Source organism: Microcoleus anatoxicus (assembly GCF_042465725.1).
GTDB lineage: Bacteria > Cyanobacteriota > Cyanobacteriia > Cyanobacteriales > Microcoleaceae > Microcoleus > Microcoleus anatoxicus.
In genome coordinates, this window is sequence record NZ_CP120853.1 from 2,163,565 (window position 1) to 2,184,570 (window position 21,006).

Sequence of the window (21,006 nt, forward strand, 5' to 3'; positions counted from 1 at the left end):
CGAGCCCCCCTTCTTAAGGGGGGGACAGGAATCTTCTCTTTCGTCCCCCTTCTTAAGGGGGATTTAGGGGGATCTAGTTGACTATTAAACTTAGATCCCCCCTAGCCCCCCTTCTTAAGGGGGGGACAGGAATCTTCTCTTTCGTCCCCCTTCTTAAGGGGGATTTAGGGGGATCTAGTTGACTATTAAACTTAGATCCCCCCTAGCCCCCCTTCTTAAGGGGGGGACAGGAATCTTCTCTTTCGTCCCCCTTCTTAAGGGGGATTTAGGGGGATCTAGTTGACTATTAAACTTAGATCCCCCCTAGCCCCCCTTCTTAAGGGGGGGACAGGAATCTTCTCTTTCGTCCCCCTTCTTAAGGGGGATTTAGGGGGATCTAGTTGACTATTAAACTTAGATCCCCCCTAGCCCCCCTTCTTAAGGGGGGGACAGGAATCTTCCCAAAGTCCCCCTTCTTAAGGGGGATTTAGGGGGATCTAGACTGGGGTGAAAGCGAGATTTATCATGGCTTTCAGGCGATTGTTGTCACCAATGGGCAGTGCTGTTTCCCTACGAATATCTGTTATTGTAGGCCATATTTGTAGGGACACGGCATTGCCGTGTCCGGCTTCTATTCCCCGCAGCCGATCGCATTCTGTCCGCCCGAAAAACCTAAAATTAGTGCGGCGCTTCTATCTTAGCAGCATCTTCAACTACAGGATGAATTAAAGCAGATCGCAAACCTTGACGAGTTTCCGAATTCAAATACCTGCGCTGCAAAATCTGCCATTTTCCCCAAGCTGCGTAGCGATTTTGTGATAAAATTCCAGCAAGTATCGGCAACTCTGTTTGCAGTTCGCTATCCACAAAATCTGTCAGAAAATCGCCTAAAACTTCACTGTCTTGAATATCGCCCAAACATTCTTGAATAGCTTTCACATCCTCTACATAAGCTTCATAAGTCTCGCCGTAAAATTCTCCAAACAGATTCATCAAATAGCGAACTCGCTTAGCTTGCTTCCGCAAATCGTGCAGAATAGTTCCCTCTGTGGCCAACTTTTCCTCGACAGCCTCAGCATTCAAATCATCACAAACTTTAACTTTCCCATCCAGATATTCCGTGCCCAACAGCCAAGCTGGATGCAGGAAAAATTCACTAACTTGAGGTAACAGTAAATCTGGCAAAACCTCAGCAATTGGCAAATTCGATATCGCCTGAAACTGCGGTTTTTCCAACCAATTTTCGATCGCCTTTTTCAGCAATTGATAACTTTTGTGTCCTAAAACCGCCCTCACCCCTTTCAAGGCGCGCCGTCGCTGCTTGAGCAAATTCAACAACACTCGATCCAAAACTTCCTGTTCTTCAGCCGGCAAATTCGGGTAATATCGGTTTTGGAGACTGTCGAGCATCACATCCAAATCTCTGAGGGTTCCCAGTATCCGTCCCACTTTACCAATTTTGTGCTCTTTGGCCTCTTTTGGCCAATCTAAAACTGGAGCAAAACCAGTCACAGCCGATCGCAAACGACGCATTCCGACTCGCATTTGGTGAAGTTCTTCGGCATCTTTGTCTTTGATAACTTCAGCTTCGTGGGCTATACTTTTGTGGAAATATTTCTCGATCGCCCCAGCAGCAGCGTCTCCGAGAGTCTTAACTTGAGTTTTAACTTTAGCTGTTTTTTTTACGTTCATGGTAGATGTAGATTCCAGAGTGTCGATCGGCTTTAATTTAGATTTCAAAGCTTTTGTAATAAAGGGTTTACATCCTAGCACACAACCAAAATTTATGACTCCGCACCCACATAAATCTTAATATAAAACCCTTGACAATTTCTCACTAAAATGCAGTGGGGGCGATCGCCCTTTGGTGTTAACAGCCAGATCGATCGGGCGATCGGGATTATTCGTCAATCCCTCAGTCCGCCGGGGGTTCAAACCCCCGTCGAGAGAGCGAAAGTCCTCTCAAAGAGGACTCAAGAGGTGATTTAGTCCTCTTTGAGAGGACTTCGGCTCTCTCGGCGGGGAATTGATTAAGAGCCGGATTGTAGTCCAAGGGCATGATTCGCGATCGCCCTTAAATCCCGAAAACACCGGTTTTTCCGTACTTTCATCAGTGTTTGCAGAACTTTACAAAAAAAACTTGAGATTTCTGCATAAAACCACTGAGTTCACCCCAATAAATAAATAGGAACAACAAAAGGCTGTGGGGGCGATCGGGATTATTCGTCAATCCCTCAGTCCGCCGGGGGTTCAAACCCCCGTCGAGAGAGCGAAAGTCGTCGGTCGCCGACTGCGGAATTTATCAGTCCTCTTCCAGAGGACTTGGGCTATGAGGCAGGGAATTGATTCCCTGCCGGACTGTGGGGATAACGGGTGATTCGATCGCCCTTAAATCCCGAAAACACCGGTTTTTCCGTACTTTCATCAGTGTTTGCAGAACTTTACAAAAAAAACTTGAGATTTCTGCATAAAACCACTGAGTTCACCCCAATAAATAAATAGGAACAACAAAAGGCTGTGGGGGCGATCGGGATTATTCGTCAATCCCTCAGTCCGCCGGGGGTTCAAACCCCCGTCGAGAGAGCGAAAGTCGTCGGTCGCCGACTGCGGAATTTATCAGTCCTCTTCCAGAGGACTTGGGCTATGAGGCAGGGAATTGATTCCCTGCCGGACTGTGGGGATAACGGGTGATTCGATCGCCCTTAAATCCCGAAAACACCCGTTGTTCCGTACTTTCATCAGTGTTTGCAGAACTTTACAAAAAAAATTTGAGATTTCTGCATAAAACCACTGAGTTCACCCCGATAAACAAATAGGAACAACAAAAGGCTGTGGGGGCGATCGGGATTATTCGTCAATCCCGCAGTCCGCCAGGGGTTTAAACCCCCGTCTCATAGCCAAAGTCGTCGGTCGCCGACTGCGGAATTTATCAGTCCTCTTCCAGAGGACTTGGGCTATGAGGCAGGGAATTGATTCCCTGCCGGACTCTGGGGATAACGGGTGATTCGCGATCGCCCTTAAACCCCGAAAACACCCGTTGTTCCGTACTTCCACCAGTGTTCACAAAACTTTACAAAAAAAACCGTAGAGTTTTGCATAAAACCACTGAGCTCACCCTGATAAGTAAATAGGAAGGACAAAAAGGCTTGAGGGGCGAACTCGTAATTCCGCAGTCCGGCAGGGGTTTAAACCCCCGCCTCATAGCGAAAGTCCTCTCAAAGAGGACTGAAGAACGGCCCCAACCAAAACCAAACAGACAACGTATTGATGTCATTACGAACAACGTATTGATGTCATTGCGAACGAAGTGAAGCAATCGCAGAGGTTTGTCGATCGCGCGTAAGTCCTCAAAAAGTCTTTCAGTCCTCTTTCAGAGGACTTTAGCTATGAGGCGGGGAATTAATTCCCCGGCGGATTGTGGGAAAGCGCGCGATCGCGATCGCCCTTAAACCCCGAAAACACCCGTTGTTCCGTACTTCCACCAGTGTTCACAAAACTTTACAAAAAAAACCGTAGAGTTTTGCATAAAACCACTGAGTTCACCCTGATAAATAAACAGAAGGGAAATTACGAGGTTCATCGCACTTGTTGAGATTTATTCAAAAGTCGCATCGCCCGTAAATTCCCGATCGCGCATCCGAACCAAATTCCCAAGGGATATGGGAAAGGGGTTCTTCCGATGTTGGTTTAGTCTATTTTCACTCTACGGCAGTTAGAGAGTACGAAAGTGCGATCGGGCTTGTCGATAGAATCGCTTTGTCAATTTTCAAAACAGTTTGTATCTACCACGCGAGGACAAATATCATGGCTACTACTCCTAATTTTGATTTCAAAGCTGTTCTCAAGCAACTCATTGATGAAGGCGGTCAAAGCAAAGTTATATTTGTTAACGGTATTAACGTTACAGACACAGCTTTTACCAACGATCAAGAACCTGATGTTCGTAATACTTTAGGTATTTGGCAACCGGATACAATCATGGATTCACTCTTATTTCAAGGAGTCAGAAATCCATCGGAATCAGACGGTAAAGAACTTGGGGAAAATTATGACAATTTCAACGGAATACTTTCACAAAATCTCTTTCAGCCTGCTGTCAAAGACTTTAAATATGACTACGATGGATTAATCGCTGACTTTTTATATGACAAAGACAAAAGAGAAGGTTTTCACTTTACAGTACCGCCTTTGAGGGGTAATTATAATGCTTACAAAACTAGCTATGAAGAATTTAAGGATATTTATAAGGCTTATGAAAAAGCTGAAGAGATTATCCAAAATCCCTACAAAATAGGTAAAGTTCCTCGTCTTTTTACTTTAGAAGATTTTGATCGAGAAAACCTGACAAAATTCTTAGGCAAACACGGTGATATAGCAGGTTTTTCTAATCGTACCGGAGTTTCACCTCAAAGCGATCTAGTAGAAGCTCTCATCCAGTTTTTGTACGAAGACACTTCAAATGTTAGTACAAAAGTTAATGACGATTGGACAACGGATGCTATTAACTGGTTAAAACAAAATCCATTGAATCTTTCTCAACCGAATAATTCCGTGATTTTTGTTCCTCATTCCCAAGGAAATTTCTTTATTGAGGATGGGTTACTAGAAAAAAAAGCCGAGTTTCAAGTTTTTGCTAACCGCATTAACGTGGTATCTCTTGGTTCGCCAACCAATTACTCTTCTGTATCTCCAAACAACCAGTATGAAATTAAACTTTTTCCAACAGGAGGTTCAGATCCAAACAACGCCGATCCAATTACACAACTAAGATATCAAGCAGGACAGTTTGGCAATGATTATGGGGCAAAACTAAATCATGCTCTCAAAGCACTACATTGGACTAATTTTGCTCCACTTATCGGTACAATCAAATATCACGACTTAGGATCTGATAAAGAACACGGATATCTAAAGCGACAAGATGTAAAAGACAAGTTCGAGGAGTTCTTTGATAAGTTACATCCAAAAGGCTATTATTTTCCGAAATTAGTGACTAATAATCTTCAAAATCAAAGTACATCTCATGGTGATTTCATTGAAGGTAGCGATCAAGATGACACAATCAACGGTGGAAAAGCTAACAATCCAACCAATGACAAAAATGATGTTTTGCGTGGGAATTTTGGTAATGATTTGTTGGCCGGTGACTCTGGCTTCGACTTTTTAGATGGTGGAGGAGGAACTGACACTGCTAGTTATTTCAGCAGTCCAATTGGCATTAAAGTTTGGGCAGAAAAAGTTGCTGGTTCCGATGTTTACAAAGTTGAAGATGGCTTTGTTGTAAAAGGCCAGAAAACTGTAGACACTCTGGGAAATATCGAAATTATAAGCGGTTCCTCCTCTCCTGACACAGTGACTGGCGGTGACTACACCGATATCTTCTACGGCCAAGGCGGAAACGACCTTTTTTGGGGACAAAAAGGAGACGATACATTCTACGGTGGCACTGGTAATGACACAGCTTACGGCGGCGATGACAATGACGACCTCCGAGGCGAACAAGGCGCGGATGACCTCCGAGGACAAAACGGCAACGACACCCTCTACGGCGGCACCGAAAATGATTCCTTGTACGGCGGCCAAGGTGAAGACAAACTCTACGGCGAAGAAGGAGACGATGATTTAAAAGGAGAAGAAAACAACGATTCTCTTTACGGCGGAACAGGCAAAGATATTCTTGATGGTGGCACCGGAAATGACGATTTACGAGGCGAACAAGGCGATGATTTGCTAAAAGGAGAAGCCGGAAACGACACTTTATATGGTGGCGATGACCAAGACAAACTTTACGGTGGATTAAATGCCGACTTACTCTACGGCGAAGCTGGCAACGACCAACTTTTCGGTGAAGATGGCGACGACATCCTCGACGGTGGTAGCGACAACGATACTCTCATCGGAGGCAGCGGCGATGACAAACTCTACGGCCAATCCGGCAACGACATCATCCAAGGCAACACGGGCGAAGACTACGCCGAAGGTGGCAGCGGCCGCGACTTCATCCAAGGCAATGAAGGCAACGACATCCTCTACGGACAAGATGGCAGCGACACCATAGAAGGCAACGCCGATGATGATTTCATCGATGGTGGCAACGGCCAAGATTTGCTGTTCGGCAATACAGGGGATGACAGAATTTACGGACAAGGCGGCAACGACATCATCCAAGGCAACGAAAACAATGACTGGCTGGAAGGTGGCGACGGCCAAGACATTATTGATGGTGGCGCCGATGACGATGATATTTACGGACAAGCTGGCGATGACAATCTTTTCGGTAGTCAAGGCCAAGATTACATCGATGGTGGTGACGGCAAAGATACTCTGTTTGGCGGCCTCGATGATGACGTACTTTTAGGTCAAGCCGGCGATGACACTCTCAACGGCAACGCAGGGAATGACGAATTATTTGGCGGTACTGGCAATGACTCGTTAATCGGAGAAATCGGTGATGATTTAATTGACGGCGGTGAAGGAGTTGATCTCGTTAATTACATCAATTCTCCCAAGGGCGTTATCGTTAATATTGACGAAAATAGCGACTACGAAACTAACACCAAGCAACGTTTCAAAGAATTCGTTACTGATGTCAATCCCAGCGAATATTATACCGAACTCGAACGGGATTTTGAAATTGCTGCTGGTACTGGAAAAGACGGTTTTGGCAATACCGATGCTTTGAGAAACTTAGAAGACATCATCGGTACTCGCTTTGAAGACATCCTAATTGGCAACGAAAAAGATAACCGAATTTGGGCATTAGAAGGCAACGATTTATTAATTGGCAATGCCGGCAATGACTCATTTTACGGTGGAGAAGGCATCGATATTCTCAGCTACCGCCGCGACCCGAACGGCGTTACTGTCAACTTAAAAACAGGCGATGCTACCGACGGCTGGGGAGACCAAGACAAAATTACTGGCATTGAAAACGTCGTCGGTTCTCGCCATGACGATAATATTACCGGCGACGATAGCGTTAACGTTATCACTGGCGATGCTGGGAACGATCGCATTTACGGACTCGGTGGCAACGACAAACTCTACGGCGAATTCGGCGACGACTTAATCTACGGCGGCGACGGCGGCGACAGCATCTACGGCAACCAAGACCGAGACACACTATACGGTGAAGCCGGTCAAGACTACATCCGAGGTGGCGATGCCGACGACTTAATCTACGCCGGTAGCGATGACGACACCGTGGCAGGAGACGCTGGCTATGGCAACGACACGATTTTTGGCGAAACAGGCAAAGACCTACTCTACGGTGGCGCTGGCGACGACTACATCTACGGTGGCGCAGACAAAGACACCATCTACGGCGAAGGCGAAAACGACAAACTCTACGGAGAAGGAGACACCGACCTAATCTACGGCGGTCTCGGCGACGACGAACTCTCCGGCGGCGACGACAAAGACACCCTCATCGGCGAAGCCGGCAACGACACTCTCAGAGGCGATGCAGGCGACGACACTCTAGACGCCGGAACTGGCAACGACTACCTCTACGGCGGTACGGGCAAAGACACCCTGAATGCAGGCCTCGGCAACGACCAACTTTACGGTGGCGACGATGCCGACATCCTCCTCGGCAAAGAAGGCGACGACAACCTCTACGGGGAAGCGGGCGACGACACTCTCGATGCAGCCGAAGGTAACGACAACCTCTACGGCGGTGACGGCAAAGACATCCTCGATGCTGGCATTGGCAACGACCAACTTTGGGGAGGCCAAGGCGATGACACTTTATTAGCCAAAGCAGGCGACGACAACTTGTTTGGCGAAGATGGCAATGACATTCTCTATGCAGCCGAAGGTAACGATAGTCTCTACGGCGGCGATGGCAAAGATTTCCTCGATGCTGGAATCGGCAACGATCAACTTTGGGGTGGTGAAGGCGATGACACTTTATTAGCCAAAGCAGGCGATGACAACTTGTTTGGGGAAGGCGGTAACGACATCCTCGATGCAGCCGAAGGCAACGACAACCTCTACGGTGGCGACGGCAAAGACTTCCTGGATGCTGGAATCGGCAACGACCAACTTTGGGGAGGTGAAGGCGATGACACTTTATTAGCCAAAGCTGGAGACGACAACTTGTTTGGAGAATCTGGCAACGACATCCTCTATGCAGCAGAAGGCAATGATTCCCTTTACGGCGATCGCGGCAAAGACTTTCTCGACGCCGGAAGTGGCAACGACATTCTTTGGGGTGGTCAAGATGACGACACCTTATTCGCCCAAGCTGGAGACGACAACTTGTTTGGAGAATCTGGCAACGACATCCTCTATGCAGCGGAAGGCAATGATTCCCTTTACGGCGATCGCGGCAAAGACTTCCTCGACGCCGGAAATGGCAACGACGTACTTTGGGGAGGCCAAGACGATGACACTTTATTAGCCAAAGCAGGTGACGACAACCTATTTGGGGAATCTGGCAACGACTTCCTCGATGCAGCAGAAGGCAACGACAACCTCTACGGCGGCGACGGCAAAGACACCCTGTTCGGTCAAGCTGGCAACGACTTATTGCAAGGCGGTGCCGGCGACGACTCGCTGTTAGCAGGCGAAGGCAACGATACCCTGTTCGGTCAAGCTGACAGCGACACTCTCTACGGCTTCGGTGGCGATGACATCCTGGAAGGCAACTCAGGAACAGACCGACTTTTTGGCGAACTCGGCAACGACTCTCTCGACGGCGGTACTGAAAACGATACCCTGGAAGGCGGCGACGGTAACGACATCCTGGACGGCGGCGAAAATAACGACAGTTTGTTCGGACAAGTCGGCAACGACACCGTTATCGGCAACAGCGGCGATGACATGGTTGATGGCGGTTCCGGCAATGATTTGCTTCAGGGGAATCAAGGGCGCGATCGCATTTACGGTCAAGCCGGCCTCGACACCCTGTTCGGCGGCGATGATAGCGACACCCTGTGGGGAGGAGACGACGCGGACATCTTACAGGGAGAATCGGGAACTGATACCCTGTTCGGCGGTAACGGCGACGACTCCCTCGACGGCGGCGAAGATAATGACAGCCTGTTAGGAGAAGCCGGCCGCGATATTCTCGCCGGTGGCAGTGGTGATGACATTCTGGACGGCGGTACCGAAAACGATACTCTCTCCGGCAATGAGGGAAGTGATAAATTATACGGTCGCCAAGGCAACGACTTCTTAGAAGGCAATGCCGATAACGACCAACTGTGGGGTGGAGATAACGACGATACGCTGTTTGGACAAACCGGAGATGACGAACTGTGGGGCGAATCTGGCAATGACAGCCTGGATGGTGGCGATGGGCGCGATCGACTTTTCGGTCAAATCGGCAAAGATACCCTCTCCGGTAACAATGGCGACGACTACTTAGAAGGTGGTGCAGACGACGATAGCATGACTGGGGGTGCAGGGCGCGATCGCATTTTCGGAAATGACGGCAACGACTTCGCCGACGGCAACAGTGGCGACGACTACATCGATGGCGGCGCGAACAACGATACCTTAGCAGGTGGTGAAGGGGACGATCGCATTTTCGGTCAATCCGGCAACGACAGCCTCGAAGGCAACGACGACAACGACTTCATCGACGGCGGTACCGGCAGCGATACCCTGTGGGGCAACGACGGCGACGACGAACTCTACGGCCGCGAAGACCGAGATTTCATCGATGGCGGCCGCGGCAACGACCAAATCCACGGCGGAGATGCAGCCGACACCCTCCTCGGACAAGTTGGAGACGACAACATCGATGGTGGTTCCGGCGCAGACTCGATTCTCGGCGCTGACGGCAGCGACAACATTTGGGCCCAAGCAGGGGACGACTCGATTTACGGCGGCGCAGGTGACGACAACATTTGGGGCAACGAAGACGACGACCTGATTTTTGGAGAAGCAGGCGAAGACAAAATCGACGGCGGTTCCGGCTACGACACCATCGACGGTGGCGCTGGCAACGATGAACTGTTCGGCGGTACGGGCAACGACCAATTATTAGGAGGTGCCGGTAACGACAAAATTGACGGCAGCATCGACGACGACAAACTGTTTGGAGGTGCCGGCAACGACTTGATATTTGGCAGTCAAGGACAAGACACGATATTAGGCGAAGTCGGAGAAGACACCCTCTACGGTGGCGACGAAACCGACATGATGGACGGCGGCGCGAGTAACGACATGGTTTTCGGCGACTCCGGCGACGACACCCTCACAGGCGACTCCGGCGATGACACCCTCACAGGTGGTGGTGGCAACGACTTCATGGGCGGAGGCAACGGCGACGACTTGATGTTTGGTGAATGTAACGACGACACGATGCTGGGCGGTGCCGGTAAGGACACCCTCGACGGCGGTTGTGGCAACGACTTGCTAACCGGGGAAGCTGGCAGCGACAACCTCTTGGGTAACGAAGGCGATGACAGTCTCGATGGCGGCAGCAGCAATGACACCCTGGATGGCGGTAATGGCAACGACTTCTTGAACGGCAACAGCGGCAACGACAGCCTCAACGGTAACGATGGCGATGACAGCCTCTACGGCGGCGAAGGCAACAACGTGCTCAAGGGCGGCAACGGTCAGGATACGCTGATTGGAGGCAGCAGTTCCGACATATTTGTGCTATCGCCTAGTTCTGGACTCGATAATATAGTTTACTTCCAGGGCGATCGCGATTACTTCGGACTCTCACAAGACCTCACCTTTGACCAATTGCAAATTGTTCAAGGCAGCGAGGATTATACTAACGATGCGTTGATTAGCATCGCGAGTACAGGCGAACATTTAGCTTTGGTGAAAGATACTCAATTTAGTGCGATCGACAGTTCTCGGTTTATCCCCATCACTCCCGGAGGCGCGCTTCCCGCAGCTTTCAATACTCCCTCGCCTGTCGATTATTTAACTGGCGAACCTGTTGAGGATAGCGTGGATGATGTGCTAATTAATAACAGTTCTACCACTGGCTTATCAAACACGACTGCCACAGTAATGAGTCAGCCAAACAACACGACTGTTGGATCTATCGGTCAGTCAAATACCACTACTCCTGCAACAATTACTCAGTCAAATAGCACGAATAATACCCTAGCAATCCCAAGCCAGCCAGTGTTGACAACAGCTACTAAGCCTGCTATTTCAACAGCAACTTCTGCCAAAAATACTACGAATGACATCTTGCTAAATGGCGGTTCAATCCCAACCATGAAGACCTTTAGCGAAACCGACGATGACATTCTCATCTACGATACAAAGAGCTTGTTAACTTCTCTCACCAGCGCTCAAAGTCAGCCAATTCTGCCTTTGAAAGCATCAAGTGTTAATAGTGCGATCGCGCCTATTGCTAATCCTTCTGGTAAGGAAGCCGATCTCTTACTTAATGCGAATCCTAGTCCGATTCAGCTACCAAAAAGTAGCGATTTAAGTGGCACTTCTACCTTGAAGTAATTGTAAGTTTGCTTGAGGGCGATCGAATAGATAAAAACCCGGTTTCTTCAAGAAGCCGGGTTTTTTGCAGTTTTTACCTGTAAGATCGGGTTCGGTCAAGATCGATCGCTCATCACCAAAAAATATAATATCCTGATCTGATCGATTTGCCATTGATTGTCATTTATATTAGAGGCGATCTTTCCAGTAGCTTGGATCGCGACGACAACTCACGATCGCCGCGATCGCGATTCTGTCTGGATAGACTCGATACAAGATGGCATAGGAAAATTTGAGGGTCAAATAACGACGAATCTGACCTTCAACGATCGGCCAGCGTTCTGGTGCTCCAATAATTTTAAATATGGCATTTTCTATCGTGTCAATGAAATCTTGGTGTCTGTCTTGTTGGGAAAAGAATTGAACAGCCTCTGCATATTCTTGCAGGGCGGCTGGGTGAAATTCATATTTCATTGCTTTGAGAGTTGCCGTATTTGGGCCAAGGCAATATCTCCTGGAATGGTTTGAACTGCGCCACTCTCAATTTCGGCAATCCGTTCTTGAGCTTTCTTTACTCCTGCCATCAAAATATCTTGCTCGATTTGTGTTGTCATGCTTTCCACAATTTTGTCAATGAGGATAGCTTTGGCTGCATCTGGTAATGCAGTTGCCTCTGAAATGAGTTGGTCTAGGGTTAGCATTGGATAGTTTAGCTCCAAGGGACTAGCCTGATTTTAACATAAGGCAGAGACTTGCTTGACTTACAAGCTATCCCACAAGATTCTACCCCACAAGAATTGGTAAACTATAGCTACAGAATCTGGAGGTCAAAAACCTATGCTTAAGAACTCCAACAACCGGAACAAGTTCAGTCGCCACATATTCGATCGCCCACTCCACAAGATGACTACCTTCATCTCTAGCCCGCAGATCGACCGCAAGTAATCCAATTTTGATAGCGGGAAAGGGAGGATACTTCATTATGAAAGATCGATATGAGACGCCTCAATTATAGCAAGTCCTATAATCTTCTACCAGCAGCTACGGCAGCTTAAATCATGAACTAGGTGCGTGAGGCTTCAGAAACCGGGTTTCTGCGTAAAATCTGATGAGGATTTGAAAAATATCAGAGAAACCCGGTTTCTTGGACTAATCGCGTCAGGATTTACGTACCCTAACCAAATAAACCTGGTTTTTACCAAATTTTGCCACTGCGACGAAGTTTCCGCCTATTCAACTTCTGGATTTTCCCCAGGCTTTTTCGTTTCTTGTTGATTTTTAGATTGTAACGTTTCACGTGTTACCAAAAATTTTTTGCCTAAATCTGTAACATCAAGGTATTCGGTCAAATTAATCGATCGTTTCCCATAATCACTCGCTCTAACTAGATCGCTGATATAACCAGATTTTGTTGTAATCAATTTCAAATCTCGTAAACGCCTTAACTCATCACCAACTCTATCTGAAACATAAAAGTTATAATTTGTCTTGGTCTCAGAATGCCTGTAAAGCTGGTCTATTTTTTCATAATCCTTATCCCCAAGCAAGAAATTATACATAAAAGCTTGCGTTTCTTCTAAATTATTTTGTTGTTTTTCCAGTTGTTCTAATTGTTTTGCTTGAAGCTCATAAATTCTCTTTTTCTGTTCATTAACTTCTTGCTTTAGTTGCTTGAATTTAGCTGTAACGCCACCATCCTTAGAAATACCCAAATCCTCTAATCTGTTAAGTAACCCAGAGTTAAAGAGAAATACAAGAGCAATGAGTATAATATCAGGAGCTTCTATCTTTCGAGGTTGTCGCTTTTCTTCAAAGTACATTGGGCTAATTAGGCTAAAGATTAGATAAACCATTGCTATCAATGAAACAATTTCGATCCACCAATTTCTAGCATCTTTGTATTCTTCACTGGAACCGCTGCTCATGGGCTGCATTTCTCTTTTATCTTGATTGTTTTCTTCGCTCATAAATACCTCATTTAAACGATACCTTGAAAATCCAAGTGGCTCTTATGAATAGCTGCTTTGCAATTTAATAACCATACCATTATATCTCAAATACGCTAGAATAAAGGGCGATAAAGAGTGCGTTCATCACAGTTGCGTGTCTATTTGTCACAATCCCACAAATCACTTGCAGATACGCTCCATAACACCACCAAATGAGACAGCAACATTATATCCAACACGAATACCAAAGAGTCGAGCGTTTGGGTGCTTCTTACTAAGGTTACGAGATGCTTGCAATCCAGTTTTATCGACTTCATAATCACCTGTTTCAATGTCTATGATGACCATCTTGCCGATGTTCTCTTCTACTTCTACCTTTTGGCGGATGGTGCTTTCATACAATTGCTTGGCACGTCGCGCAACTTCTTCACGGCTTAAAAGGATTGCCTGCATATATTGACTCCGATCGCTAGGCTTTTCTGCGAATCACTACATGATAACGCACGGACAAGTAGGGAGAGCATTGCAGTGAATTCAGTAAATTTGTTTTATACCGATGCTGCAAAATGATTCACGACTTGCCGCTAGATGAATCGCTAATGACGGATGAAAAGTGTGCGGAGTTTTTCCAGCATTTCAAACACACGGTCCTCGACGCAACTGCCACTCAGGCTGATCGCCACTCGATCGCCTTGCGCCCCATCACCCGTCCTATAGAACCCTTGTGACAGTTGCGTCTAGGACTGTCCAATTTAAAATCTCCCATAAAATGTCCCTCCCCCGCCCTTGGGCACATAAAAATCCGATCTCTTGCATACTTTCCCAAAAAGGTTAAGATAGCTTCAAACCGACATTTATGCGCCAAAGGGTGAGAGAGGGCGCGATCGAGAAGACAAGTTTTAGGTTAAATCAAGTCCGTCCAGACAAGCAGTTTAGCCTTTCCAGTCTTTGGCAGATTGTTCGAGAACGTAGGTTGCGACATCCTCAATTTGTGCAGGCTTCAAACGACCACCGAAAGCAGGCATCGCATTTTTGCCCTTTGTTACCTGAGTGGTAATAGCTTCGATAGAATTCATGCCGTACTTCTCTAAAGCTGCGGATTTCAAGGTTTTGGCAGACACAACCACGTTGCCACCACCGACGTGACAAGCAGCACAGTTGGCGCTAAACAGTTTAGCTCCCTTAGCCGCATCTCCAGCTAAAGCAGGGCTGCCGAAGCCGACAGTAAAAATTGCCAACGCTAACAGAGCGATCGATAAGAGTCTTTTCAACGTAGTTCTCCTCTAATGGACACAGTTAATTGTGATTCTTCAGTTATTTTACCCGTTTAGTAACCCGCAAACACCTAGTAGCGATCGCGATTTTTTGAGTAGTTAACCACTTTGGGCGGGCGATTCAACTCTCCAGATTATCAATACCCCATCCCGGAGCCTTTTGAGCAGCCCGAAGCACAAAAGCAGCCAAATCTTCAATCTGAGTCTGGGACATCCAGCTTTCGGGTACTTGGCGGCACCAAAAAGTTTCCTCACTACCGTCATAAGTCATTGGTTGTCTCAGATAGGCTACCAAACTATTGATGTCCTTGCGGGGAGGGGTTGCTCCCTGGAGATCCGTCAAAGATAGAGAGATAGTCGGATCTGGCAAAGTCGCTCCTCCGACGTGACAGTTGAGGCAATTTTGCTCGAACAACCGCTTGCCGGCGGACAAATCCTCAGCCGAAAATAATCGAGTGTGTCCCTCAGCATCCAATTCCAGTGGCACAGGTTCGCTGACTTTTAAATAGCGAGTCACATAGGAATCAGCAGCAGCCAAAACAGGTTGAGGTGCCAGCAGCACCATCGGCAAAATCACCAAAATTCCTAACAGAAAGCAGACAAAAACACCACGACGCAGCATGAGGGCCTACAACTTTTTGCAATATTAAATAAGGAGAGGTTAAATTTTAGATTTCAGATTTTCGATAGAAGCCAACCAGGGAACAACAATCACTTTTGTGGAACTCTAGCCCCCTCCCAATCCAAAATCTCAAATCTAAAATTTCCTAAAATCGATTAGCGAGCGCCTTTACCGCCAGCCCACTGGGTGCCCACAATTTTTGGCTGCAACAGAATGTGACCGCCAATGGCGTACAAATCATCATCGGAAAGATTTCTCATTTCAGCGAAAATATCCGCGCTTTTCATGCTCGGATGCAGCTCAGAAATTTCCTCAAAGCCGTCATAAGTCGTGGGGTTTTTCATATAGTCAACCAGCGACTTAATATTATTACGGGGTGGATTTGCCAAAGCCAAAGTTTCAGGGCTCAAGTTCAAATTCGGGTCAGTTTTAGTCATGCCAGCGGCGTGACATTGAGCACAGGCTGAGTTAAACAACCGTTTGCCTTCCTGAACCTGTTTGAGGCTCAGCACTACGGGAGTGCCTTTGTCATCTAATGTCACGGTGCGTAGTTGAGGACTGAGTTCTACTGCCATCGCACTACTGACAAAGAATTGAAAAGTCATGAATACAGCAGTCAGAGCAATGAAATATCTTTTAAGCATGGTTCTCCTTAAAAAAAATCAGGGGAAAGTATTGAATGCTCTTTTGGGGAGCTAGCAAACAGATTGCTGTTCAAGATTCCACCGCCGGGAAAAACTGGTGAGAGTTGATTCGGTTGTACCTTTAAAGGTAAGGGAATTATGGCATCAATCTAATCTGCAAGAAGTTTTGAGTCGCGCCTTTTTTCCAGAGCGGACATAATTGCCTTAACATCCTCTAGGGCCAAACGGGTTTGAGGGTGCTTGTAAGCAATTTCTAACTCGTCGCACAAACGGATCACGTCTTCAACAGGGACGTTGAAGTCCTCTGCTATTTCTGCGATGGACAGGTCTGCAAAACCCATAGTTTTTAGGTCGCTGACGGGTAAAAATGGGGTTAATCGCTCTTAACTGAAATCTGGATAATTTCACCAAGCGCTGTTAGTTTGTTCTGAGGTTTATAGAACGCCAGAGCGATCGTTAAATGCAGAATTTGCCCAGGGGCTATTTACTGCTATTGACAACGCCTGAGTCCTGATTGAGTCTGTCAGAGCCAACTAAGTTCTAACGGCCACTAGGCATTTTTGCTCAGTTCAGCTTTCTAGTCAATCAACTTCCAATCAATATCATCCCACTTACCGAGTTTTTTTATGAACATTTAACATCCGAACCCGCAGCTCGAACTCACAGAGCATGAGGAGGGGCTTGATGCTTAGGGTGAAAGCTTGAAAGCATGAGTCTGTGCGGGCAAAGCGTGGTTGTCTATGGGTGTGTGATGCTCTAGTTCTGAGGGATCTGATAAAGGTTGAGGCTGGTGAATACTAATTAGCTGAGCCAGGGTTTTCTTGAGCTGAGTCCGAGGGACGATCATATCTACAAAGCCGTGGGCAAAGGAGTATTCGGAAGTTTGATAATTTTCCGGCAACTTTTCCCGCAGAGTTTGCTCGATCACCCGGCCGCCGGTAAAGGCTACAGTTGCTTTTGGTTCTGCAATGGTAATGTCTCCCAGCATGGCAAAACTCGCGGTGACACCGCCGGTCGTCGGGTGAGTCAAAATTGGGATGTACAACTGTCTGGCTTCCCGGTGGCGTTCCAGAGCACCGGAGATTTTCGCCATTTGCATCAAGCTGAGCATTCCTTCTTGCATTCTCGCACCGCCGGAAGCGCAGACAATGATGACGGGTAGCTTTTCCCGCGTTCCGTATTCGATGAGGCGAGTCAGCTTTTCTCCGACAACGGAACCCATACTGCCACCGATGAATTGAAATTCCATGACTCCCAGGGCGATGGGGAAACTTTCGAGTTTGCCGATGCCTGTTTCTACTGCATCTAGGTGGCCTGTTTTTTCTTGAAATTCTCGAAGCCGATCGCTATATTTTTTGCGATCGCGAAATTTCAAGGGGTCGGTGGCGTGGAGTCCTTCGTTAATGGGCATCCAAGTATGGGCATCGAGCAGTTGATCGATGCGTAAGTCGCTGTAAACTCTCATGTGATGCCCGCATTCCAAGCAAACCATTTGATTTGCTCGCAGGTCTTTGGTGTAACTGAGCGCATCGCAAGCTTCGCATTTATTCCAAAGCCCGTCGGCAATTTCTCGTTCCGGCCGTTCTTGAGAGTTCGGTACTGATTTTCTTCGATTTGCAAACCAATCAAATAGAGACATTAAAATTTAGTAATTGTTAACTGTTGACTGTTGACTGTTGACTGTGTTTATAGGTTATTTATTATTTGTTATTTGTTAGCTGCTACTAATAATTCATAACCTATATATGACTATTGACAATAAACAACTGACTATTGTACCACTGTTTTACGGCATCTTCATAAAAAACAACTGCCAGTAAGTAGATAAGATCGCTTCGCCCCACAAAGCTGTAATTGCTGCACCGAGAGCGAGAAATGGACCAAAAGGCATGGGTTGGCGTCGATCGAGCCATCCGAGGGCGATCGCCCCGCCGCCAGCAAAAGCCCCGGTAGCACAGGCGAGAAAGCCCGCTAACAGCAAGTATTTCCACCCCAGCCAAGCTCCCATCAAAGCAGCCAATTTGGTATCGCCAGCCCCCATCGCATTTTGACCAAGGGCTAGAGAACCTGCTAAACCAATGATGTCAAACAGCCACAGCCCCACAACGGCTCCTAGGATACCGTCGAGTACCAGATAGTTTACTGAGTCGATCGGACTAAATATCGGCCACCAACCCTTAGCGATTTGGAAAACCAGCCCCATCACTAAACCCGATCGAGTTAAAGAATTAGGCAAAGTCATGGTATCGAGATCGATCAAAGACAAAGCCAAAAGCCAGCTAAAAAAAGCCCAAAACCCCAGAGTTTGTACTGTGAGTCCAAACTGCCAGAAAATCAGCAAAAACAGCAAACCCGTAGCCGCTTCCACCAGGGGATATCGTAAAGAAATCCGGCTGCGACAATATTTACAGCGTCCCCGTAGCCACAGCCAACCAAAAACAGGTACATTTTCGTAAGACTGAAGCTGATTCAAGCATTTGGGACAGCGAGAAGGAGGATGTATTACTGACAAACCCGCAGGTAAGCGATAAACTACCACATTTAAGAAACTACCGATCGCCGAACCCAAAGCAAATACAATAGTAGAGACAAGACAATTAAAGATGATGTCCATTAACAAATAACCAATAACAAATAACAAATAACAAATAACAAATCACCAATAACTAATACATTTGCGATTCAATCTCTTCAAAAGTAACAAAACGTTCACCGGGCAACAAAATTGGCTGCGAAGTGAAAATCAACTGACCTCGATCGCTTCCTTGAGAGACAACAACACCAGCCGGACGTTGTAGGCGATCGGAATGAACTTTGAGATATAGACTATAGACCGATCGAGCTACTCGGATCAAATCAGGAGCAAGTAACCTGAAACTATCGGAAGTTTCTCTCATTGGTTCTGGGCTGGACTGGTATTCTATCACTGGAAACTGATCATAATGGTATAGGTCTAGCTATTGGTGTCGCCACTAGATCGATCGAACTTACCTTATTTTTTAACAATAGACTAGGTGGAAATTAATAAATTAACCTACAATCCTCCTTTGGCAGAGATCGAACTGCGACTACGAGGGCTGCTCCCAGCCTCACTGTACACCTCCGCCTGGGTAGATTCGTCGCCAGCGACACTAATGGGGGTCTTCGAGCATCTACGTACTCTCCGATACATAATTCACGACTACGTGCCCAAACAGGTGTCGGAATCTCCCCCCAATCCAGGGGAAGTGAGCTACCAATGGCAAGAAGGGACACTACTGTTTACCGATTTAGCAGGGTTTACATCCTTATTGGAAGCAAATGCGGCCCTGGGACGCCAGGGAGCTGAAACCTTGCTGGCGGTGATTAACGACTATTTTGCCTCGATGATCGAAATTGTGAGTAAGTCCGGGGGGGATTTGCTGGAGTTTACCGGAGATGCGATGTTAGTGCAATTCCTGGCCGGCATTCACCAAGAGGATACAGCTAGGGCCGTCCGTGCTGGTTTGCGAATGCAGCGAGCCATGGCTAAATTTGCGCGTATTGAAACCCCACGGGGTGTTTTGTCTTTGAGGATGCGAGTGGGTATCCACTGCGGCCGTTACATTAGTGCGGACATTGGTACGCCACTGCGGATGGCTCATGTGCTGCTTGGTCATTCAGTCCAGCAAGCCAAGCAAGCTGAGGGTTCTGGAACTGTGGGAAGGGTGTGTTTGACGACTACTTCTAGTTTGTGTTTGGGAGAGCAATTTCGGTTTGAACCAGGAGCAGCGGGTTATTTTTTGGTGGTGGACGATCTGACGGAGGATCTACTGGGAGATGATACTAAACGGCAGTTTCATAGACTTTTCCTGACATTAAAGACATCAGGTCCAAAAAACACGGTGTTCTTGTCGCAATCGCTGTCTGTAACTGGTAAAATAAGTATCAATGTTGGCACTCCTGACTTGCTCCCTGGCTATGTACGCCCTGAAGCTAGAACTCAAACTCAACAATGCTGAACGTACCCTCATGGCGCGACACGCTGGTTACGCTCGGTTTTGCTACAACCTAGCTCGTACCCTGTACGTGGGCGTGATGGACATTAAAGTCAGCCGCACCCGAAAGATTGCCGAAATAAAAAAAACCTTTACCAATTTCATCAAAAAACAACCAGAATATCAATGGACTAACACTTTATCATCCCGCGTTTATCAAAATGCTTTCCGGGCCTTCAATAACTCCCTCGAACGCTTTTTTAAAGGGTTAAGCGGGTTTCCTAATTTCAAACGCAAGAAATCCGGGGATTCGTTTACAGTAGACAGCAGCAATGGACCAGTATTTCAGATGGCTGGCAATCGGATAAAAATTCCTACACTGGGAACGTTTCGCCTGAAAGAAGCTATCGGGTACAACTGTTGCTCTCAAACATTTACCATCAGCCGTACTGCGGACAAATGGTACGTCAGTTTTACCATAAAAGCTGACAAAATCCCCCCTTTATATCGTGAAGTATCGGAAGCGACAGGCATAGATTTAGGAGTATCCACCTTTGCCACCTTGAGTGACGGTACGGTATACCAACTGCCAGATTCCCTAAAAAATGCGAAAATCAAGCTAGGGAAACTACAGTACCGCAATCGAAACCAGCAATTAGGCAATCGAAAACTTGGCATCAAAGCATCGAAAAACGCTCGGAAATTCGCTCGACAACTGGCTAAAAAACACGCCGATATTGCCAATATACGGCGGGATTTCTTGCAGAAAACAACTACAGAAATTAGCCAAAAGTACGCTCGCATCCGCATCGAAGATTTAAATATTTCTGGTCTGGCAGCAAATCACAAACTGGCGGCTGCAATTTTAGATTCAGGGTTTTATGAATTTCGACGAGAACTAACTTATAAATCTCCCATCTACGGCACTGTTGTCGAAGTGGTAGATCGATGGTATCCCTCATCTAAAATTTGCTCAAAGTGCGGTAACGTTCAACCGATGCCACTCTCCGACCGATTGTTTGTTTGTGAGGCTTGTGGCAACAGTTGTCATCGAGATTTGAATGCCGCGATTAATTTAGCATCGGTCTCACGAGATAGAGTAAGGATGGCTAATCCTGAATTCACGCCTGTAGAGTAGAAGGAGCCGACTCCCTACGTAGAAGC

The 21,006-nt window shown here is 47.0% G+C and carries 16 protein-coding genes; 3 read left to right on the forward strand and 13 right to left on the reverse strand.

Annotation, left to right across the window (positions count from 1 at the left end):
• Positions 1 to 657 precede the first annotated feature (657 nt).
• The gene (locus P2A85_RS09350; protein WP_377481395.1) at positions 658 to 1,671 is read right to left on the reverse strand and encodes a CHAD domain-containing protein; all 1,014 of its coding nucleotides are present in this window, start codon (positions 1,669 to 1,671) and stop codon (positions 658 to 660) included.
• Positions 1,672 to 3,783: 2,112 nt separating this feature from the next.
• Here P2A85_RS09350 and P2A85_RS09355 point away from each other — a divergent pair.
• Positions 3,784 to 11,418, forward strand: coding sequence for a hypothetical protein (locus P2A85_RS09355; protein WP_377478951.1), 7,635 nt, complete (start codon positions 3,784 to 3,786; stop codon positions 11,416 to 11,418).
• On the opposite strand, the gene P2A85_RS09360 is transcribed toward P2A85_RS09355, so the two are convergent.
• The 12 genes from P2A85_RS09360 to P2A85_RS09415 all read right to left on the reverse strand — a co-directional run bounded on the left by P2A85_RS09360 (position 11,392) and on the right by P2A85_RS09415 (position 18,783).
• Positions 11,392 to 11,571 (reverse strand): hypothetical protein, encoded by a 180-nt coding sequence (locus tag P2A85_RS09360; RefSeq protein ID WP_377478954.1) that lies wholly within the window; start codon positions 11,569 to 11,571, stop codon positions 11,392 to 11,394. The two genes, P2A85_RS09355 and P2A85_RS09360, sit on opposite strands and share 27 nt — an antisense overlap.
• 15 nt (positions 11,572 to 11,586) lie before the next feature.
• Positions 11,587 to 11,871, reverse strand: coding sequence for a type II toxin-antitoxin system RelE/ParE family toxin (locus tag P2A85_RS09365; RefSeq protein WP_377478957.1), 285 nt, complete (start codon positions 11,869 to 11,871; stop codon positions 11,587 to 11,589).
• Positions 11,868 to 12,098 (reverse strand): addiction module protein, encoded by a 231-nt coding sequence (locus tag P2A85_RS09370; RefSeq protein WP_371120446.1) that lies wholly within the window; start codon positions 12,096 to 12,098, stop codon positions 11,868 to 11,870. Before P2A85_RS09370 ends, P2A85_RS09365 begins: the two co-directional genes overlap by 4 nt.
• 528 nt (positions 12,099 to 12,626) lie before the next feature.
• Positions 12,627 to 13,364: a hypothetical protein gene (locus P2A85_RS09375; protein WP_377478960.1), complete on the reverse strand. Its 738-nt coding sequence runs from the start codon at positions 13,362 to 13,364 to the stop codon at positions 12,627 to 12,629.
• A 162-nt stretch (positions 13,365 to 13,526) separates the two neighbouring features.
• Complete coding sequence (locus tag P2A85_RS09380; RefSeq protein ID WP_377478962.1) at positions 13,527 to 13,799, reverse strand: hypothetical protein; 273 nt, start codon at positions 13,797 to 13,799, stop codon at positions 13,527 to 13,529.
• A 479-nt stretch (positions 13,800 to 14,278) separates the two neighbouring features.
• A complete protein-coding gene (gene petJ / locus P2A85_RS09385; RefSeq protein ID WP_377478965.1) occupies positions 14,279 to 14,617 on the reverse strand; it encodes a cytochrome c6 PetJ in 339 nt (112 codons plus the stop codon).
• 124 nt (positions 14,618 to 14,741) lie between these two features.
• Positions 14,742 to 15,242 carry a photosystem II cytochrome PsbV2 gene (psbV2, locus tag P2A85_RS09390; protein ID WP_341738301.1) on the reverse strand — a complete coding sequence of 167 codons (501 nt, stop codon included), beginning with the start codon at positions 15,240 to 15,242 and terminating at the stop codon, positions 14,742 to 14,744.
• Positions 15,243 to 15,397: 155 nt separating this feature from the next.
• Positions 15,398 to 15,886 carry a photosystem II cytochrome c-550 gene (gene psbV / locus P2A85_RS09395; protein WP_371123886.1) on the reverse strand — a complete coding sequence of 163 codons (489 nt, stop codon included), beginning with the start codon at positions 15,884 to 15,886 and terminating at the stop codon, positions 15,398 to 15,400.
• A gap of 149 nt (positions 15,887 to 16,035) precedes the next feature.
• Positions 16,036 to 16,227: a hypothetical protein gene (locus P2A85_RS09400; protein ID WP_015178341.1), complete on the reverse strand. Its 192-nt coding sequence runs from the start codon at positions 16,225 to 16,227 to the stop codon at positions 16,036 to 16,038.
• Positions 16,228 to 16,574: 347 nt separating this feature from the next.
• Positions 16,575 to 17,525 carry an acetyl-CoA carboxylase, carboxyltransferase subunit beta gene (accD, locus tag P2A85_RS09405; RefSeq protein ID WP_377478970.1) on the reverse strand — a complete coding sequence of 317 codons (951 nt, stop codon included), beginning with the start codon at positions 17,523 to 17,525 and terminating at the stop codon, positions 16,575 to 16,577.
• A 147-nt stretch (positions 17,526 to 17,672) separates the two neighbouring features.
• Positions 17,673 to 18,500 carry a prepilin peptidase gene (locus P2A85_RS09410; protein WP_377478973.1) on the reverse strand — a complete coding sequence of 276 codons (828 nt, stop codon included), beginning with the start codon at positions 18,498 to 18,500 and terminating at the stop codon, positions 17,673 to 17,675.
• 52 nt (positions 18,501 to 18,552) lie between these two features.
• Positions 18,553 to 18,783 (reverse strand): hypothetical protein, encoded by a 231-nt coding sequence (locus tag P2A85_RS09415; RefSeq protein WP_377478976.1) that lies wholly within the window; start codon positions 18,781 to 18,783, stop codon positions 18,553 to 18,555.
• A 117-nt stretch (positions 18,784 to 18,900) separates the two neighbouring features.
• Here P2A85_RS09415 and P2A85_RS09420 point away from each other — a divergent pair, with 117 nt between their 5' ends.
• Positions 18,901 to 19,866, forward strand: a complete 966-nt coding sequence (locus P2A85_RS09420) for an adenylate/guanylate cyclase domain-containing protein (RefSeq protein WP_377478979.1) — start codon at positions 18,901 to 18,903, stop codon at positions 19,864 to 19,866.
• The gene (locus tag P2A85_RS09425) at positions 19,796 to 20,980 is read left to right on the forward strand and encodes an RNA-guided endonuclease InsQ/TnpB family protein (RefSeq protein ID WP_377478982.1); all 1,185 of its coding nucleotides are present in this window, start codon (positions 19,796 to 19,798) and stop codon (positions 20,978 to 20,980) included. The genes P2A85_RS09420 and P2A85_RS09425 overlap by 71 nt, the downstream gene beginning before the upstream one ends.
• Positions 20,981 to 21,006: the final 26 nt, after the last annotated feature.

Excerpts from the sequence above, each read along its gene's own strand:
- P2A85_RS09355 (WP_377478951.1), top strand. The coding sequence starts at position 3,784 with ATGGCTACTACTCCTAATTTTGATTTCAAAGCTGTTCTCAAGCAACTC.
- accD (WP_377478970.1), bottom strand. The coding sequence starts at position 17,525 with ATGTCTCTATTTGATTGGTTTGCAAATCGAAGAAAATCAGTACCGAAC.
- P2A85_RS09365 (WP_377478957.1), bottom strand. The coding sequence starts at position 11,871 with ATGAAATATGAATTTCACCCAGCCGCCCTGCAAGAATATGCAGAGGCT.
- psbV (WP_371123886.1), bottom strand. The coding sequence starts at position 15,886 with ATGCTTAAAAGATATTTCATTGCTCTGACTGCTGTATTCATGACTTTT.
- P2A85_RS09375 (WP_377478960.1), bottom strand. The coding sequence starts at position 13,364 with ATGAGCGAAGAAAACAATCAAGATAAAAGAGAAATGCAGCCCATGAGC.
- P2A85_RS09400 (WP_015178341.1), bottom strand. The coding sequence starts at position 16,227 with ATGGGTTTTGCAGACCTGTCCATCGCAGAAATAGCAGAGGACTTCAAC.
- P2A85_RS09380 (WP_377478962.1), bottom strand. The coding sequence starts at position 13,799 with ATGCAGGCAATCCTTTTAAGCCGTGAAGAAGTTGCGCGACGTGCCAAG.
- P2A85_RS09415 (WP_377478976.1), bottom strand. The coding sequence starts at position 18,783 with ATGAGAGAAACTTCCGATAGTTTCAGGTTACTTGCTCCTGATTTGATC.
- P2A85_RS09410 (WP_377478973.1), bottom strand. The coding sequence starts at position 18,500 with ATGGACATCATCTTTAATTGTCTTGTCTCTACTATTGTATTTGCTTTG.
- P2A85_RS09350 (WP_377481395.1), bottom strand. The coding sequence starts at position 1,671 with ATGAACGTAAAAAAAACAGCTAAAGTTAAAACTCAAGTTAAGACTCTC.
- psbV2 (WP_341738301.1), bottom strand. The coding sequence starts at position 15,242 with ATGCTGCGTCGTGGTGTTTTTGTCTGCTTTCTGTTAGGAATTTTGGTG.
- P2A85_RS09370 (WP_371120446.1), bottom strand. The coding sequence starts at position 12,098 with ATGCTAACCCTAGACCAACTCATTTCAGAGGCAACTGCATTACCAGAT.
- P2A85_RS09360 (WP_377478954.1), bottom strand. The coding sequence starts at position 11,571 with ATGGCAAATCGATCAGATCAGGATATTATATTTTTTGGTGATGAGCGA.
- P2A85_RS09425 (WP_377478982.1), top strand. The coding sequence starts at position 19,796 with ATGTTGGCACTCCTGACTTGCTCCCTGGCTATGTACGCCCTGAAGCTA.